We start from the raw sequence: 16507 nt of genomic DNA on the forward strand, positions 1-16507 counted from the left end.
CAATGTCGCCGTCCGATCTCGAGCAACCCATTCTGCTGTCCCTTCTGGGGACCGGCTTCGCCACGGCCTTCCTGCACGCCGCCCTGCCCACGCATTGGTTGCCTTTCGTGCTGGTCGGCCGGGCGCAGCGCTGGAACCTGCCGCGCGTGCTCGGCGCGGTCGGCGCGGCCGGCCTGGCCCATATCGCCACCACCGCCCTGTTCGGCAGCCTGATCGTCATGGCCGGGCTGGCGCTCGACCAGTGGATCTCGGGCCTGCTGCCGCACATCTCGGCGGTGCTGCTGTTCCTGTTCGGCACCTTCTACCTGGCCCGCGCCACCCTGCGCCGCCCCCGGATGGCGGGCGGCCCGGAGATGGACCTGCCCGAGCCCACCGTGTCCCACGCCGCCGCCTTCTGGGGGCTGGTGGCCATGATGGCCGTGTCGCCGGGCGAGGTCCTGCTGCCCATCTATCTGTCGCAGGCCACCGAGGGCCTGCTGGTGCTGATCGCCCTGACCCTGACCTTCGCGGCGGGCACGGTCGCCGGCATGGCGGTCTTCACCCTGCTGGCCCGCGCCGGCTGGTCGGTGCTGCGGCTGGAACGCTGGGCCCGTTACGAGGGCGCGGTCCTGGGGGTCGCCCTGATCGCCATCGGGCTGCTGGTCGTCTTCCACCAACACTGAAGGTTGGTGAAAGGTTATATATTTACATTCAATGACTTAGTAGAACGCCGCATTGACCCCTTACGCGACGGAGCCTAAGGACGCCGCATGGCGCACGGACACGACCACGCACACGATCATGCCGACCACGCCCATGACCATGGGCATGGGCACAGCCACGGGCCCGGGGGCCATCATCACGGCCCGGTCGACACCGGCGACTGGCGCTACGCCGTCGGCCTGATCGTCAACCTGGCCTTCGTGGCCGTGGAGTTCGGGGCCGGGATCATCAGCGGCTCGACCGCCCTGATGGCCGACGCCGGGCATAATCTGTCGGACGTGCTGGGCCTGGCGATGGCCGGGGGCGCGGCCTGGCTGGCGCGCCGCGCGGGCGGGTCGCAGAAGACCTACGGCTACGGCAAGGCCACGGTGCTCGCCGCCCTGTTCAACGCCCTGCTGCTGATCTTCGCCTGCGGCGCCATCGCCTTCGAGGCCGTGCGTCGCCTGGCCGAACCGGCCCCGGTCGGCTCGGTCACCATCATGATCGTGGCGGGCATCGGCTTCGTGATCAACCTAGGCACCGCCCTGCTGTTCATGAAGGACCAGCACAAGGACCTGAACGTTCGCGGCGCCTACCTGCACATGATGGCCGACGCGGCGGTCTCCATCGGCGTGGTCATCGCCGGGGGCGTCATCCTGCTGACCGGCTGGTCGATCGTGGATCCCCTGGTCAGCATCGCCATCGTGGTGGTGATCCTGCTCGGCACCTGGGGCCTGCTGAAGGACTCGGTGAACCTGGCGCTGGACGCCGCGCCGCGGAACGTCGACGTCGAGGCCGTTCGGGCCGCCTTCCTGGCCCTGCCCGGCGTCCGCGCCGTGCACGACCTGCACATCTGGGGGCTGTCGACCACCGACACCGCCCTGACCGCCCATCTGGTCCACGAGCGCGCCGACGCCGACGCCCTGCTGGCGGAGGCCCAGACCCTGGCCCGCGCCCGCTTCCAGATCGGCCACACCACGCTTCAGCTGGAAAGCGGGGCGCTGCCGGACTGTCCGGACTGCTGAACGACCGCGGATCAGTCCGCGGTATCAAGCCTCAGGTCGATGCGGCGCTGACGCCGGAAGCGCTCTAGGTCTTCGGGCTCCCGCACCGCGACGCGTACATAGTCCTCAAGCATCTCGCCCCAGGTCGCGATGAACTCGCGCTGCACCTGCCGATTCCGGGCCACGTAGAGACGCCACTCGAAAAGGCCCCATAGGACCACCGCGACGGTGAGCCCGGTCGCCAGCGAACTGCCCGCGACCAGCGTCAGCAGGGGAACGGTCACGACGGGAAACACGGCGCCGTCGGGCGGCCGGAGGAATTTCTTGATCTTCCACGGCTGCAGATCCCACGCATCCTTCAAACCCATGGTCAGGGCCTCCGCCATCGCGGCTTCGCGCTGAGGGCGACCGGGTTCGGTGGCCAGGATGCGGGCGTGCGCCCAGGCGCCCCGCCTGAGCCGATCCATGGGGGCGTCCAGATAGTCCCGGAACAGGCCGGACGGCAGCCACCCCAGCCCCAGGCTCAACTGGAAATGCAGGGGAAAGATCGAAGCCAGTCCCATGAAGACGCCCTCGCCCCGCGCGACGGTGGGCGCGTGCGCCCACCGTCCCTGGCCCGGCCAGTCGTTCGCCATGGCCCGGGGCAGATCATAGGCGACATGGAGGTAGGCCCCGGCGGCCAGCCGCAGCAGGGGCGTGTTCAGACGCAGCCAGATCGCCCGGTATCCCGCCAGCTCCCCACTGTCGTTCCAGCGCTGTCGCTCTTCCAGGAACGTCACGACGAGCCGCTCCAGCCACGTCCGTTCGTCGCCGGCGAGGGTGGCCGCCCTACTACGAATGTCCGCCGTCACGGCCCGGTAGACCTTGTCGAAGGGACGAAAATAGCTTGGAGGAAGTCTCATCGGGGGCGGGCCTCCAGGGTTCACGGCGAAGCTTCACCACCTTCTCCCGTCTTCGCAAGGCGAAAATCCCCCTGAAGTTGCATCGACCGGCAAGTGGCCAGCCCCCTTCCCTTCCGGCGCCCCAACCGCCATCTAGCGGCCCATGACCGACACCGCTTCCGCCGCAAACGCCAAGATCCCCGTCACCGTCCTCACCGGCTATCTCGGCGCGGGCAAGACCACCCTGCTGAACCGGATCCTCACCGAGGACCACGGCAAGCGCTACGCCGTCATCGTCAACGAGTTCGGCGAGATCGGCATCGACAACGACCTGGTGGTCGGCGCCGACGAGGACGTGTTCGAGATGAACAACGGCTGCGTCTGCTGCACGGTGCGCGGCGACCTGATCCGCGTCGTCGCCGGCCTGATGAAGCGCCAGCGCCCGGGCAAGCCCGCCTTCGACGCCATCATCGTCGAGACCACCGGCCTGGCCGACCCCGGCCCGGTGGCCCAGACCTTCTTCGTCGACGAGGAGGTCAAGGCCAAGACCCAGCTGGACAGCGTCACCGCCCTGGTCGACGCCAAGCACGTGATGGCGCGCCTGGACGACTCCAAGGAGGCCCGTGAGCAGGTCGCCTTCGCCGACCGCATCATCCTGAACAAGGTCGACCTGGTCACCGCCGAGGAGCTGAACGAAGTCGAGCGCCGCCTGCGCGCCCTCAACCCCCTGGCCCCCATCACCCGCACCGAGCGGGCCAATGTGCCGCTGGACCAGGTGCTGGGCGTGCACGGTTTCGACCTGGACCGAATCACCGAGGTGCGTCCCGACTTCGTCAATCCGCCGCACGGCGCGGACGGCCATGTGCACGACGATCACTGCGGTCATGATCACGACCATGATCATCATGCCCATGATCACGGGCATGATCATGGGCACGACCACCACCACGGTCCGCGCGGCCATGCGCACGAGGACGACATCAAGGGCATCGCCCTGTCGCTGGACCGTCCGATGGACGGCCAGAAATTCACCGCCTGGCTGGACAAGCTGCTGGGCGAGCAGGGCCAGAACATCCTGCGCGCCAAGGGCATCATCGAGGTGGCCGGCGAGGACCGCCGCCTGGTCTTCCAGGCCGTGCACATGATCCTGGAGGGCGACCTGCAGAAGCCGTGGGGCGACAAGGAACGCCGCTGGTCGCGCGCCGTCTTCATCGGCCGCGATCTTGACGAGGCGGCGCTGAAGGCCGGGTTCGAGGCGTGCGCGGCTTGATCGCACCCGAGCCCAGGACCGCGCTGATCGTCGGCGCGTCGCTGAACCGCTTCCTCCGCTGGAACGGCGAGGCGCTGCCCTGGTGAACCCGCCCCACGCCCCGCATCGCGAAGCCGTGCTGCATTACGGCACCCCCGACTTCGAGGTGGTTCAGCCCGGCGACTTCGTGCGCTGCGCGGTGTCCGGCGCGGCCATCCCGCTGGACGCCCTGACCTATTGGAACGTGGCGCTGCAGGAGGCATACGCCTCGGCGGAGTTCATGACCCGCCGGTGGGTCGAGACCCACAAGGCCGAGACATGACCCTCTTCCAGTTCGATGCCCAGCCCACCGCCGCCCTGTTCGAGAAGGACGGCGCGGCCTTCGCCCTGGGCGACGGCGCGGTGCGGTTCGAGGACGGCGCCTTCAGCATCGCCCACGACGGCGCGATCCTGTGCGCCTGCGCCCACCCGTCGGGCGAGGGCGTCCTGACCGGCGGCGACGACGGCCGGGTGATCTGGCACCGCAAGGGCGAGGCCGGCCTGCTGGCCACCGCCAAGGGCGCGTGGATCGATTCCATCGCCGCCTCGGCCGAAAGCGGGCTGATCGCCTTCTCGGCGGGCAAGACCCTGTCGGTGATCGACGCCAAGGACGCCGCCTTCCGCCGCGACTTCGTGCACGAGCGCACCGTCTCGGGCGTGGCGTTCGAGCCCAAGGGCCGGCGGATCGCGACCTCGACCTACGGCGGCGCGGCGCTATGGTTCGCGCGCATCGCCGACCAGAAGCCGACCCTGCTGAAGTGGGCCGGGTCGCATACCGGCGTGGCCTTCTCGCCGGACGGCGCCTTCGTCGTCACCGCCATGCAGGACAACCAGCTGCACGGCTGGCGGATCAAGGACCAGAAGAACCTGCGCATGGGCGGCTACCCCGGGAAGGTGAAGTCGGTCAGCTTCCTGTCCAACGGCCAGCTGATGGCCACCTCGGGCGCGCAGGGCGCCGTGCTGTGGCCTTTCGTCGGCGCCAACGGTCCGATGGGGCGCGAGGCCACCGAGATCGGCTTCGACGAAAGCAGCCTGGTCACCCTGGTCGCGTCGACGCCGAAGGCCGGCCTGCTGGCCGCCGGGCTGAACGACGGGCGCGTCTGGCTGGCCGATCCGGCCGGCCAGGGCCTGAACTTCCTGAAGGCCGAGAAGGGCGCCCCCATCGTGGCCCTAGCCATGAGCGCGGACTCCCGGCGCATCGCCTGGGCCGACGAGGACGGCGGCGCGGGGGTCGCCGACACCTGAATCTCATTCAGGGATGAATTCGTCCGAAATTCGCGGATTCTCGAAACATCGTCTTCCGATGCGTATTTCTACTAGGGTGAAATGACCATTTCTACGCGTATAAATTACCATCTACCCGTTTAGGGTGTATTAGCCATTGTGGCGTTAGGCTGTGACCATGTCGCACGCCAAACCCATTCCTGGCTTCTTGGGACTAGAGGTCCCGCCCCGCACCGAGGCGCCCCAGCGCACGCGGCCCAAGCCGGTGTCTATGGCGGACCTCTCTCCCGAAGAATGGCGCATCGTCTCGATGGCCGAATGTCCGAAGACCCGGCGGACCATGGCCGACACCATTCTCAACTCCACATCCGGCGCCGGAAAGGCGCCCCCATGTCGCGCCCGGTAATCCTCACGCTCATGCGCAACCGCCGCGGGGGAGCCGCGGTGGAGTTCGCCATACTCGCTCCGGTCCTGCTCGCCCTCGTCGCCGGCGGCATCTTCTACAGCCGCTGGTTCACGGTCGCGTCGCAGACCCAGAACCTGGCCAGTGACGGAGCCCGCGCCGCCGTGGCGGGCCTGGACGACACAGAGCGCCAGACCATCGTTTCTGGCCTGATGACCGGCGCCGTGGCGCGCGTGCCGCTGGAGAAGGGCGCGACCCGCACCTGGCGCGCCTGGCGCGACGGCGACCTCTACGCCGTGTCCGTGACCACGACCCTGCCTGACTACGACCTGGCGCGGCTCATTCCCATGCCCAACCCCGCCGTCACCCGCGAGGCCGTCGTCGTCATTCCGGAGGCCGCAGGATGACCGGTTTTCTCAAACGCCTGCGCCGCGACCAGCGGGGCGGGGTCGGCGCCCTCTCGGTGCTGCTGGCCGTGCTCGTCATCACCGCGACCGCCGCCACGGTCGACGCCGCCTCGGTCGAATTCCGCGCCCGCGCGCTGCAGGGACTGGCCGACACCGCCGCCGTCTCGGCCGCCGGCGACCTGACCACCGCCGAGAGCACCGTGCGACGCGTGCTGAGCCTGAAGCAGTCCGGCGCGCGCATCGAACAGGTCGCCCTAGGCGAGTATCAGGCAAAGGCCGATGTCGCCGTGGCCGACCGCTTCAACCCCGAAGGGCCCGTTCCCGACGCCGTTCGCGTGGTGTTGCGCGAGGACGTGCCCCTGTTCTTCGGCTCCGTGCTCGGCATCGGGTCGGTGCGGGTGCAGAAGACCGCCGTGGCCATCCGCCCGGCGCGCGACGCCGCCGCCTTCTCCATCGGCTCGCGCCTGCTGACCCTGGACCCCCCGTTGGCCAACGCCATCCTGTCCCAGTTGATCGGACGCGAGATCAAGCTGACCGCCCTGTCCTATGACAACATGTTGGCCTCCAGCCTGGACGTCGACGACCTGCTGGACGAACTGGGCCGCGTCCTGTCCGCCGACGACCGCGAAAACCTGCTGACCCGCGACCTGTCGACCCGCCAACTGGTCGACGCCATGGCGAAGGGCACGACAGGTCCGACCAACCTGGCCCTGAAGAGCATCTCCGCCACGCTGGCCACCGGGCCGGACCGAAACCTGCGCCTCGGCTCCCTGATCAATGTCGCGTCGGGCGTGAAGGGCGATATCAGCGCCAAGGTTCCCGTCTGGGACCTGCTCAACGCCGCCCTGGGCGAGGCCGCCGGGCCGCAGACCATTGATCTGAACGCCGATGTCGACGGCCCCGTCACCGCCAAGGTCCGCCTGGCCGTCGGGGAACGCGAGCAGAAATCCCCCTGGCTGACCGTGGCCCGCGACGGCACGACCGTGGTGCGCACCGCCCAGGTCCGGCTGCATGTGGACGTCACCACCGCGAATCTGGCCGGCCTGGGTCGGGTCCATCTGCCGGTCTACGCCGAGGTGGCCAGCGGCAAGGCGGCCCTGACCTCCATCAACTGCCGCGAGGACAGTTTCGACGTCACCGCCCGGTCCGGCATCGCCAGCGTCGCCCTGGGCGAGATCGAGTCCTCGAAGCTGTCCGACTTCTCGCGCGACGCCGCCCTGTCGCCCGCCGCGATCCTGGATACCGCCGTCCTGAAGGTCCGCGCCGCCGCCCGCATCAATGTCGGCGATTCCGGCGACACCCGCCTGCGCTTCAACCGCGCCGACATCAACAGCCTGAAGGCCCAGACCATCGGCGCCAAGGGCATCCTCGGCTCGACCCTGACCAGCCTGGTGGCCAACGCCCATCTGGACGTCCAGGTGCTGGGGCTGCTGGGCGTCTCCCTGCCGGGGCTGCCCGCGACCCTGCGCGACATCCTGGCCGGGGTCGCCGCCCCGCTGGACAGCGTTCTGGAGGAGATCCTGAAGCTGGTCGGCGCCGGGATCGGCGAGGCCGACGTGCGCGCCGCGGGCCTGGAATGCGGCACCAAGGGCTCGCCGCCCACCCTCGCCGCCTGACCTCTTGCGCCCGCCCGAGGAGCCGCCCAACATCGGCGCATGACGGGGGCTCCCAAACCAAAGAGGCGGCGGCCGATCCTGACCGTCTTCCTGACGCTGACCGTGCTGCTGGTCGGGAGCGTGGCCCTGTACCGTTTCGTGCCGCCGCCCCAGACCTGGCTGATGACGGCCCGGCTGTTCGAGGGTTCCGGCCGGGACTATCGCTGGCGCTCGCTCGACGACATCTCGCCTCGTCTGGTCGAGGCGGTGATCGCCTCGGAAGACTCCACCTTCTGCGCCCACGCCGGCTTCGACATGAAGGCCATCGAAAAGGCGCTGCAGACCAACGCCAGGGCCGAGAAGCGCGGAAGCGGCCGCATCCGCGGCGGCTCCACCATCAGCCAGCAGACCGCCAAGAACGTCTTCCTGTGGCCGGGCCGGGACTGGATCCGCAAGGGGCTGGAGGCCGGCTACACCCTTCTGATCGAGACCACCTGGGGCAAGCGCCGGATCATGGAGGTCTATCTGAACGTCGCCGAATGGGGACCGGGGATCTACGGCGCCGAGGCCGCCGCGCGGCACTGGTACGGCAAGAGCGCCAAGGATTTGACCGCCCGCGAAGCCGCCCGCCTGGCCGCCATCCTGCCCAGCCCGCGCCGCTACAAGGCGGCGGCGCCCGGCCCCTATGTCCGTCGCCGCGCCTCGCGGGTCCAGGCGGCCATGGGCACGGTCCGGAACGAGGGCCTGGCGCGCTGCGTCCTTCGCTAGATCCGCACCGCTGACCGCTTGACGCCATCGGCCGGCGCGCGTCCCTTGTCGCCAAACCAGCGGCGGGAGGCCGCGAGGAGGAGCCTATGAAGCGTACCTTGATGACCGCGACCGCCGTCTGCGCGCTCGCCTTCGGCGTCGCCGCCTGCGCCGGCCTGAGCCACGCCGACAGCGCCGCCGCCCCGGCCGCGACCGATGCAGCCGCCCCGGCGTCCGCGACCCAGACCTGGCCCGTCACGACTGAAGGCGCCGCCGCCTTCGTCGCCGCCGCCGAGACCCGGCTGGCCGCGCTGAGCGAAGAGGCCGCGCGCATCCAGTGGACCCGCGCCACCAACATCACCTACGACACCATGTGGCTGGAGAGCCGCATCAACGCCGAGGTCACCGAGACCCAGGTCGAACTGGCCAACCAGGCCGCCGCCTTCAACGACGTCCAGGTTCCCGCCGATGTCCGCCGCAAGCTGAACCTGCTGCGCCTCGGCATCGTGCTGCCCGCCCCGAACCGTCCGGGCGCCGCCAATGAACTGGCCGAGATCACCACCCGCCTGGACTCGACCTACTCCGTCGGCAAGTTCGAGTATCAGGGCCGCCAGATCACGCTGGACGACGCCAACGTCCTGATCGCCGAGAGCCGCGACCCCAACGAGACCAAGGCCCTGTACGAGGGGTGGCGCACCATCTCGCCGGTCATGGCCGCCGACTACGCCCGGATGGTCGAGATCGCCAACGAGGGCAGCCGCGAGCTCGGCTTCGCCGACACCGGCGCCATGTGGCGCGCGGGCTATGACATGGACCCGGACGCCTTCGCCGCCGAGACCGACCGCCTGTGGGAACAGGTGAAGCCCTTTTACGTGAACCTGCACTGCTATGTGCGCGGCCGCCTGAACGCGAAGTACGGCGACGCCGTCCAGCCCGATCGTGGGCCGATCCGCGCCGACCTGCTGGGCAATATGTGGTCGCAGCAGTGGGGCAACATCTACGACGTCGTGGCCCCGACCAGCGGCGGGACGTCCAGCTACAGCCTTGATGCGCTGCTGACGAACGCCCAGTACGACGCCACCCGCATGGTCCGCACGGGCGAGGGCTTCTATACCTCGCTGGGCCTGCCGGCCCTGCCCCAGACCTTCTGGGAGCGGTCGATGATCACCCGGCCGCGCGACCGCGAGGTGGTCTGCCACGCCTCGGCCTGGGACCTCGACAACGCCGAGGACATCCGCATCAAGATGTGCACCCAGGTGAACGGCGACGACTTCTACACCGTCCACCACGAGCTGGGTCACAACTACTACCAGCGCGCCTACAAGGATCAGCCCTTCCTGTTCAAGAACGGGGCGAACGACGGCTTCCACGAGGCCATCGGCGACTTCGTCGGCCTGTCGGCCCTGACGCCCACCTATCTGAACCAGATCGGCCTGCTGCAGACCACGCCGGGCGCGGAAGAGGACATCCCCTTCCTGCTGAAGATGGCGCTGGACAAGATCGCCTTCCTGCCGTTCGGCCTGATGGTCGACCGCTGGCGCTGGGGCGTCTTCGACGGCGAGACCAGCCCGGCCGAGTACAACAACGCCTGGTCGGCCAACATGCTGAAGTATCAGGGCCTGGTCCCGCCGGGACCGCGTCCGGCCAACGCCTTTGATCCGGGCGCGAAATACCACATCCCGGGCAACACTCCGTACACCCGCTACTTCCTGGCCCACATCTACCAGTTCCAGTTCCAGCGCGCGGCCTGCAAGCAGGCCGGCTGGCAGGGCCCGCTGCACCGCTGCTCGATCTACGGAAACAAGGAGGTGGGCGAGCGCTTCGAGCGGATGTTGGAGATGGGTCAGTCGCGTCCGTGGCCGGAAGCGATGGAAGCCTTCACCGGCGAGCGCGGCAACGACGCCTCGGCGGTGGCCGACTATTTCGCGCCGCTGAACGCCTGGCTGACCGTGCAGAACCGCGGCAAGAGCTGCGGCTGGGACGTCTGATGGCCTGAACCAGAGAGCCCGGCGGTTCCTCACCGCCGGGTTAACCCTCGCCGTTAGGCCTTCCCTTAACCGAACTCCGTCATCGTCCGCCTCGATGACCGTCGGCGCCCTGTGCCGCGGCGAGGACCGGGATGACGATGGCTATCGGACACTGGATCAGCGGGATCGCCCGAGGCGCGTGCAACCTTGTTCGCCGCATGGCGTCCGAGACACGCGGCAACGTGGCGATGATCTTCGGCCTCAGCATGCCCGTGCTGGTCCTGATGACCGTCGGCGGGGTCGATATCCACCGCGCCTCGACCGTGCGGGTCAACCTGCAGGACGCCCTGGACGCCGCCACCCTGGCCGCCGCCCGCTCGCCCTACTCCGACGACGTCAACATCCAGCGCGTCGGCTTGGCCGCCCTGAAGGCCAATCTGAAGGCCTATCCGAACATCACCCTGCGCGAGGCCGACACCACCTTCGTGCTGAACAAGTCCGAGATCGTGGTCGCCAGCTCCAAGGTCGATGTGAAGACCCTGGTCGCCAACATCTTCCTGCCGCCCTACGGCAAGTTCATGGATGACTACATCCAGGTGGGCGCCCACTCCGAGGTCAACCGGGCGACCAAGGACATCGAGGTGTCTCTGGTGCTGGACATCACCGGCTCGATGGAGGGGACCCGCCTGTCCGACCTCCAGGAGGCGGCGAACGACCTGGTCGACCTGGTCGTGCAGACCAACCAGAGCATCAACAAGACCCGAATGGCGCTGGTGCCCTATTCGATGGGCGTCAACGCGGGCAGCTACCTGAACGATGTGCGCGGGGCCGCGCGCGGGGCCACCAACATCACCGGCGCGGCCTGGATGGTGGCCAACAGCCAGAAGACGATCACCGCCATGACGAAGGCCAGCCCCGGGGTCTTCACCGCGAACAGCCACGGCTACTCCACGGGCGATTTCGTCTGGATCAGCGGCGTGACCGACGGGAACAACTCGGGGCAGACCGACCTGGCCTCCTACCTGAACGGCAAGTCCTACAAGGTGGTCAGGATCGACAACAACACCTTCTCCCTGCAGACCCTCGCCGGAACGGCCATCAACACCACGGGCTACCAGACCTATACGGCCAGCAGCGGCATCGCCCGGCGTTGCCTGGTCTCGACCTGCGAGGTGGTGGTGACCTCGAACGGCCACGGCCTGGCCACGGGCGAGGACGTCCGCATGCTGAACGTCGGCGGCATGACCCAGCTGAACACCCAGAACAGCGTCAGCCCCAGCGGTTCGACGCCCTTCTACCAGACCGTCACCAAGCAGACGGACTCGACCTTCTCGATCAACAACATGGTCGGCCCCGTTGCGGCGGTGTCCAACTACACCTCGGGCGGCACGGTGCAGTGCCTGGAGTACGGCTGCGCCAACTTCCTGTTCACGAACAACGAGAACAACCTGCGCATCTTCGAGGCGTCCAGCTGCGTCAGCGAGCGGGTGGGCTCCAACGCCTACACCGACGCGGCCCCGTCCACGTCCAAGGTCGCCTTCTCCTACGTCGGGACGACCAACGTCGGTCAGGGCGGCTGCATGACCACCACCTTCACGCCGCTGACCACCAACCGCGACACGCTGCATAGCCGCATCAACGCCTACAAGGCCGAGGGCGGCACCGCCGGCCAGATCGGCGTGGGCTGGGGCTGGTACATGGTCTCGCCGACGTTTGCCTCCATCTTCCCGACGGAAAGCACGCCCGATCCCTACGGCACGCCGAACCTGCTGAAGGTCGTGATCATCATGACCGACGGCGAGTTCAACGCGGTCTACTACAACGGCGTGCGGGCGCGGGACTCGGGCGCGGGCGGCGGTTCGAACGACCGCTGGATCAACCACAATTCCAACAACGGCAGCCCCTTCCTGCAGTCGGTGAACATGTGCAACGCCATGAAGGCGCAGAACATCATCATCTACACCGTGGGCTTCGACATCTCGGGCACGCCGGACACCACGCCCGGAACGGTCGATACGGCCACCGAGGTCATGCAGGCCTGCGCCACCAGCCCGGACTACGTCTACCTGCCGCAGAACGGCTCCTCGCTGAAGACGGCCTTCGCCGCCATCGGCCGCAGCATCAGCCAGCTGCGCATTTCCAAGTAGGGCGGCGCCTCGGGCGGCAGGCGCTGGTGGATGGGAAGTGGCTGGTAATTAGTGGCTGGCCGCCAGCCTGCGACGGGACCGTTTGCGCCGCCCTTCCGCCGGCGAAGTACACAGCGCGCGGGAGCGGCATCTCAGTAGCCGGCGCCCGCGGAAGGGCGACACCGGCCACACGGCCGCACCCTGCTGGCCAGCCACTAATCACTAACCACTAATCACTCGCAGCCACCGGCGTCGGCCCGTCGCGCACCGCCGCCGGCTGCCAGACGTCAGATCAGCCGGATCTCTTTCAGCCGCTGGGTCAGGAAGTCCTCGGCCATCAGCGGCTGTCCGGCGTAGCGGTCAGGGTTTTCCGGCGTGATCGTGGACGGCAGGGTCTCGATCATGAAGTCCGGGTTGAAGTGCAGGAAGAAGGGCGTCGAGTAGCGGGCGAAGCTGGCCCGTTCCGGCGTCGGGTTGATCACCCGGTGGCTGGTCGACGGCAGGACGTGATTGGTCAGGCGCTGCAGCATGTCGCCGATGTTGACCACCAGGGCGCCCGGCGGCGGCGCGACTTCCAGCCATTCGCCGTCGGCGTCCTTCAGCTGCAGGCCGCGCTCCTCGGCGCCCAGCAGCAGGGTGATGACGTTGATGTCCTCATGGGCGCCGGCGCGGACGCCCGAGGCGCCGGCCGGCACCGGCGGATAATGCAGCATGCGCAGGATCGAATTGCCCAGCTGGACCTTGTCCGCGAAGAAATCGTCGCCGAGTTCCAGATAGCGGGCGATGCCGCGCAGCACCTTGGCGCCCAGGGCGTCCATGGCGGTGAACATGCCGTACAGGTGGTCCTTGAAGCCCTCGACCTCGGTCGGCCAGACGTTGTCGCGCATGTATTTGCGGTAGGGGTGGCCCTCGGGCAGCTCGCGGCCGACGTGCCAGAACTCCTTCAGGTCGACGGTGGCGGCGCCCTTGGCGGCTTCGACGCCGAACGGGGTCAGGCCCCGCGCGCCGCCGGTGCCCGGCTGGTGGTACTGGCGCTTCACGTCTTCCGGCAGGGCGAAGAAGGCCTTGGAGTCGTCGATGGCCGCCTCGATCACCGCCTCGTCCAGGCCGTGATCCGAGATGACGGCGAAGCCGTAGCGCTTGAACGACTGGCCCAGCTTGTCGGCGAAGGCCTGGAAGTCCTGATCGTACAATTTCATCGACACCGGCTCGAGGGCGCGGGTCGGGGCGGGGGCGGCTTCGGTCACGTCTGAACCCTTGTCGACAGTCTGGCGGTTTCCATACGCCCTGCGGCACGACCTTGGCAAAGCGTGGGCGCCGTCCGAAAAAATCCGACCGGATCCGTTCAGCTCCGGTACAGATAGGAACCTTGACTGTAAGGCCGCGTTTCAGGGCCAGAACCCGTACGATCGAAAGGATCCATCATGCGCGCCAAACTCTTCGTCACCGGCGTGAGCATCGCCGCCCTGCTGGGCGCCGCCGCCTGCACCACCACCGACCCGTACAGCTCGACCCCGCGCCGCAACAACACCGGCACCGGCGTGATCGCCGGCGCCCTGGGCGGCGCCCTGCTGGGCTATCTGACCAACACCTCCAACTCCGAGGAAGGCCGCAAGAACGCCCTCATCGGCGCCGGCATCGGCGCCCTGGGCGGGGCGGCGGTCGGCTCCTACATGGACCGTCAGCAGCGCGAGCTGGAAGCCGAACTGTCCGGCTCCGGCGTCGGCGTGGCGCGCCAGGGCGACAACCTGGTCCTGCGCATGCCGTCGGACGTGACCTTCGCCTCGAACCAGTCGTCCATCAACGCGCGCTTCTATGCGACCCTGGACGACGTGGCTGCGGTGCTGGACCGCTACGACCAGTCGCTGATCGACATCGTCGGTCACGCGGATTCGGACGGCGCGGACGACTACAACCTGAACCTCTCGCGCCAGCGCGCCTCCTCGGTGGCCCGCTACCTGGTCGATCGCGGCGTCCTGGCTGACCGCCTGTACGTCGATGGCCGCGGCGAGAGCCAGCCGATCGCCTCCAACGCCACCCCGGACGGCAAGGCCCAGAACCGCCGCGTCGAAATCCTGATCCGCCCGTTCCGCGGCTGATCTGACTGGCTCCGGCGGCGGTGCGTCATGCGCGGCCGCCGGCGGCCGGCAAGTGGTTAGTGGCTAGTGGTTAGTGGCTGGCCGCCAGCCTGCGACGGCGCCCTCCGCGCCGCCCTTCCGCAGGCATCCAAAGAACGAGCGTGGCGTCAGCACCGTCAGGCGTCAGCGGAAGGGCGGCGCAGGCCGTGAGGCCGTACCCGGCTGGCCAGCCACTAACCACTAGCCACTAACCACTTTCATCCCCGGTCCAGCCGACCGTAACGCCGCTTTTTCCGCGCCTCACACCGTTCCGTGACTTGCACAGCCGGCGCGCGAATGCTCGATACGGAAGCACGTTCGACTCGGGGGAACGATTGCGTCCGGACCATCAGGAATTTGCAGACGGCCTCAGGCTGGCCACCATCGCGGTCATCGCCGCGGTGCTGTCGGCGACCGTCGTCATCGGCGCCGGCCGCGTCCTCCTGCCCCGCCCCGATCCGGTCGCCGAAGCCCAGGCCCAGCTGGTCCGGACCGTCTCGCGATAGTCGCCTAGGCCCGGCCGATCGAGGTGTAGCGGAAGCCGCGCGCCCGCATGTCGTCGGGGCGGTAGACGTTGCGCAGGTCCACCATCACCGGCTGACGCAGCAGCAGCTTGACGCGGTCCAGGTCCAGCGCCCGGAACTGATCCCACTCGGTCAGGATCACCACCACATCGGCGCCGGTGACGGCCTCATAGGGACCGTCCTTGAACACCACGCCGTCCAGCAGCTTGGACGCCTCATGCATGCCCTCGGGGTCGAAGGCCTGAACCGTCGCGCCCAGGGCCATCAAGGCCGGGGCCACGTCCAGCGAGGGGGCGTCGCGCATGTCGTCGGTATTCGGCTTGAAGGTCACGCCCAGCAGGGCGACCGTCTTGCCCTTCAGGTCGCCGTCCATGGCGGCGGAGACGCGGCCGGCCATGGCCTTCTTGCGCGCGTCGTTGACCTCGACCGTGGTCTCGATCAGGCGCACCGGCGTGCCGGCGTCCACCGCCGTGCGCACCAGGGCGAGCGTGTCCTTGGGGAAGCAGGAGCCGCCGTAGCCGGGGCCGGCGTGCAGGAATTTGGCGCCGATCCGCTTGTCCAGGCCGATGCCGCGCGCGACCTGCTGCACGTCAGCGCCGACCGCCTCGCACAGGTCCGCCATCTCGTTGATGAAGGTGATCTTCATCGCCAGGAAGGCGTTGGCCGCATATTTGATCAGTTCAGACGTGCGGCGGCCGGTGAACAGGATCGGCGTCTCGTTCAGGTTCAGCGGACGGTACAGCTCGCGCATCACGGCCTGGGCGCGTTCGTCCTCGGTGCCGACCACCACGCGGTCGGGCCGCTTGAAGTCCTCGATGGCGGCGCCCTCGCGCAGGAACTCCGGATTGGAGACCACGGCGAACTCGGCGTCGGGGCGGCGTTCGCGAATGATGCGTTCGATCTCGTCGCCGGTGCCGACCGGGACGGTCGACTTGGTCACCACGACGGTGAAGCCCTCGATCAGGCCGGCGATCTCCTCGGCGGCGGCGTAGACATAGGACAGGTCGGCGTGGCCGTCGCCGCGGCGCGACGGCGTGCCCACGGCGATGAAGACGGCGTCGGCGCCGCGAATCGCCTCGGCCCCGTCCAGGGCGAAGGACAGGCGGCCCCCGCGCACGTTCGAGGCGACCAGATCGTCCAGGCCGGGTTCGAAGATCGGGATCTCGCCCTTCTCCAGCCGGTCGATCTTGGACTGATCCTTGTCGACGCAGGTCACGTCATGGCCGAAGTCGGCGAAACAGGCCCCTGACACCAGGCCCACATAGCCGGTTCCGATCATCGCCACGCGCATGTGGGTCCACCCCGTTCAGACAGGCCGTGGAGATAGCGACCGGGCGCGCCTTTGACCACCCCGGGCGTCGCGGCGGCGGACAAAGCAAAACCGCCGGCCCTCTTTGGAGGACCGGCGGCTCTGTAGTCTGGCCTACCGGCCTTCGGCCTGCCTGAGGCCGAAGGCTTCGGATCAGCTTCCGTTTTTAGCGGAAGTTGATGCCGATGGTGGCGCGACGGTTCAGCGGCTCGCGAACGCCGTCGGCGGTCGGGC

Annotated in this window: 15 protein-coding genes; 12 read left to right on the forward strand and 3 right to left on the reverse strand. The window is 68.5% G+C overall.

The genetic code is table 11. The annotated features are described in order from the left end of the window. Nucleotides 1-2: 2 nt before the first annotated feature. Nucleotides 3-662: a hypothetical protein gene (locus AC07NB_RS07320; RefSeq protein WP_494571891.1), complete on the forward strand. Its 660-nt coding sequence runs from the start codon at nt 3-5 to the stop codon at nt 660-662. An 87-nt stretch (nt 663-749) separates the two neighbouring features. Then, a complete protein-coding gene (locus tag AC07NB_RS07325) occupies nt 750-1706 on the forward strand; it encodes a cation diffusion facilitator family transporter (RefSeq protein WP_492314075.1) in 957 nt (318 codons plus the stop codon). An 11-nt stretch (nt 1707-1717) separates the two neighbouring features. On the opposite strand, the gene AC07NB_RS07330 is transcribed toward AC07NB_RS07325, so the two are convergent. Then, a complete protein-coding gene (locus AC07NB_RS07330) occupies nt 1718-2587 on the reverse strand; it encodes a hypothetical protein (RefSeq protein WP_494571892.1) in 870 nt (289 codons plus the stop codon). Between the two features lie 142 nt (nt 2588-2729). On the opposite strand from AC07NB_RS07330, the gene AC07NB_RS07335 reads away from it, so the two are divergent. The 8 genes from AC07NB_RS07335 (at nt 2730) to AC07NB_RS07370 (ending at nt 12344) form a co-directional block, all read left to right on the forward strand. After that, nucleotides 2730-3836, forward strand: a complete 1107-nt coding sequence (locus AC07NB_RS07335) for a CobW family GTP-binding protein (RefSeq protein WP_494571893.1) — start codon at nt 2730-2732, stop codon at nt 3834-3836. Nucleotides 3837-3918: 82 nt separating this feature from the next. Then, complete coding sequence (locus AC07NB_RS07340; RefSeq protein WP_494571894.1) at nt 3919-4137, forward strand: DUF2093 domain-containing protein; 219 nt, start codon at nt 3919-3921, stop codon at nt 4135-4137. Further along, nucleotides 4134-5099, forward strand: coding sequence for a WD40 repeat domain-containing protein (locus AC07NB_RS07345; protein ID WP_494571895.1), 966 nt, complete (start codon nt 4134-4136; stop codon nt 5097-5099). The genes AC07NB_RS07340 and AC07NB_RS07345 overlap by 4 nt, the downstream gene beginning before the upstream one ends. Before the next feature lie 369 nt (nt 5100-5468). Next, on the forward strand, nt 5469-5888 hold the full coding sequence (locus tag AC07NB_RS07350; protein WP_291840584.1) for a TadE/TadG family type IV pilus assembly protein: 420 nt from the start codon (nt 5469-5471) through the stop codon (nt 5886-5888). Then, nucleotides 5885-7504, forward strand: coding sequence for a TadG family pilus assembly protein (locus tag AC07NB_RS07355; RefSeq protein WP_291840587.1), 1620 nt, complete (start codon nt 5885-5887; stop codon nt 7502-7504). Before AC07NB_RS07350 ends, AC07NB_RS07355 begins: the two co-directional genes overlap by 4 nt. A 39-nt stretch (nt 7505-7543) precedes the next feature. After that, nucleotides 7544-8251: a monofunctional biosynthetic peptidoglycan transglycosylase gene (gene mtgA / locus AC07NB_RS07360; protein ID WP_494571896.1), complete on the forward strand. Its 708-nt coding sequence runs from the start codon at nt 7544-7546 to the stop codon at nt 8249-8251. A gap of 86 nt (nt 8252-8337) precedes the next feature. After that, on the forward strand, nt 8338-10218 hold the full coding sequence (locus AC07NB_RS07365) for a M2 family metallopeptidase (protein ID WP_494571897.1): 1881 nt from the start codon (nt 8338-8340) through the stop codon (nt 10216-10218). Between the two features lie 131 nt (nt 10219-10349). Continuing rightward, nucleotides 10350-12344, forward strand: a complete 1995-nt coding sequence (locus AC07NB_RS07370) for a pilus assembly protein TadG-related protein (RefSeq protein WP_494571898.1) — start codon at nt 10350-10352, stop codon at nt 12342-12344. Between the two features lie 266 nt (nt 12345-12610). Here the strand turns inward: AC07NB_RS07370 and AC07NB_RS07375 are convergent, their stop codons facing one another. Next, complete coding sequence (locus tag AC07NB_RS07375) at nt 12611-13522, reverse strand: isopenicillin N synthase family dioxygenase (protein ID WP_494571903.1); 912 nt, start codon at nt 13520-13522, stop codon at nt 12611-12613. Nucleotides 13523-13747: 225 nt separating this feature from the next. Here AC07NB_RS07375 and AC07NB_RS07380 point away from each other — a divergent pair, with 225 nt between their 5' ends. Continuing rightward, complete coding sequence (locus tag AC07NB_RS07380; protein ID WP_291838780.1) at nt 13748-14422, forward strand: YiaD family glycine zipper/OmpA-like lipoprotein; 675 nt, start codon at nt 13748-13750, stop codon at nt 14420-14422. A gap of 353 nt (nt 14423-14775) precedes the next feature. Then, complete coding sequence (locus tag AC07NB_RS07385) at nt 14776-14946, forward strand: hypothetical protein (RefSeq protein ID WP_291838777.1); 171 nt, start codon at nt 14776-14778, stop codon at nt 14944-14946. A 4-nt stretch (nt 14947-14950) separates the two neighbouring features. On the opposite strand, the gene AC07NB_RS07390 is transcribed toward AC07NB_RS07385, so the two are convergent. Then, on the reverse strand, nt 14951-16255 hold the full coding sequence (locus tag AC07NB_RS07390; protein WP_291838775.1) for a UDP-glucose dehydrogenase family protein: 1305 nt from the start codon (nt 16253-16255) through the stop codon (nt 14951-14953). Nucleotides 16256-16507 lie beyond the last annotated feature (252 nt).

The sequence above is a fragment of the Brevundimonas sp. GW821-FHT09G01 genome (assembly GCF_059416065.1).

Bases quoted from the DNA above. Each gene is read 5' to 3' on its own strand.
- AC07NB_RS07355 (WP_291840587.1), top strand. From the start codon at position 5,885: ATGACCGGTTTTCTCAAACGCCTGCGCCGCGACCAGCGGGGCGGGGTC.
- AC07NB_RS07350 (WP_291840584.1), top strand. From the start codon at position 5,469: ATGTCGCGCCCGGTAATCCTCACGCTCATGCGCAACCGCCGCGGGGGA.
- AC07NB_RS07345 (WP_494571895.1), top strand. From the start codon at position 4,134: ATGACCCTCTTCCAGTTCGATGCCCAGCCCACCGCCGCCCTGTTCGAG.
- AC07NB_RS07390 (WP_291838775.1), bottom strand. From the start codon at position 16,255: ATGCGCGTGGCGATGATCGGAACCGGCTATGTGGGCCTGGTGTCAGGG.
- AC07NB_RS07365 (WP_494571897.1), top strand. From the start codon at position 8,338: ATGAAGCGTACCTTGATGACCGCGACCGCCGTCTGCGCGCTCGCCTTC.
- AC07NB_RS07320 (WP_494571891.1), top strand. From the start codon at position 3: ATGTCGCCGTCCGATCTCGAGCAACCCATTCTGCTGTCCCTTCTGGGG.
- AC07NB_RS07380 (WP_291838780.1), top strand. From the start codon at position 13,748: ATGCGCGCCAAACTCTTCGTCACCGGCGTGAGCATCGCCGCCCTGCTG.
- AC07NB_RS07325 (WP_492314075.1), top strand. From the start codon at position 750: ATGGCGCACGGACACGACCACGCACACGATCATGCCGACCACGCCCAT.
- AC07NB_RS07335 (WP_494571893.1), top strand. From the start codon at position 2,730: ATGACCGACACCGCTTCCGCCGCAAACGCCAAGATCCCCGTCACCGTC.
- AC07NB_RS07330 (WP_494571892.1), bottom strand. From the start codon at position 2,587: ATGAGACTTCCTCCAAGCTATTTTCGTCCCTTCGACAAGGTCTACCGG.
- AC07NB_RS07370 (WP_494571898.1), top strand. From the start codon at position 10,350: ATGACGATGGCTATCGGACACTGGATCAGCGGGATCGCCCGAGGCGCG.
- AC07NB_RS07375 (WP_494571903.1), bottom strand. From the start codon at position 13,522: ATGAAATTGTACGATCAGGACTTCCAGGCCTTCGCCGACAAGCTGGGC.
- mtgA (WP_494571896.1), top strand. From the start codon at position 7,544: ATGACGGGGGCTCCCAAACCAAAGAGGCGGCGGCCGATCCTGACCGTC.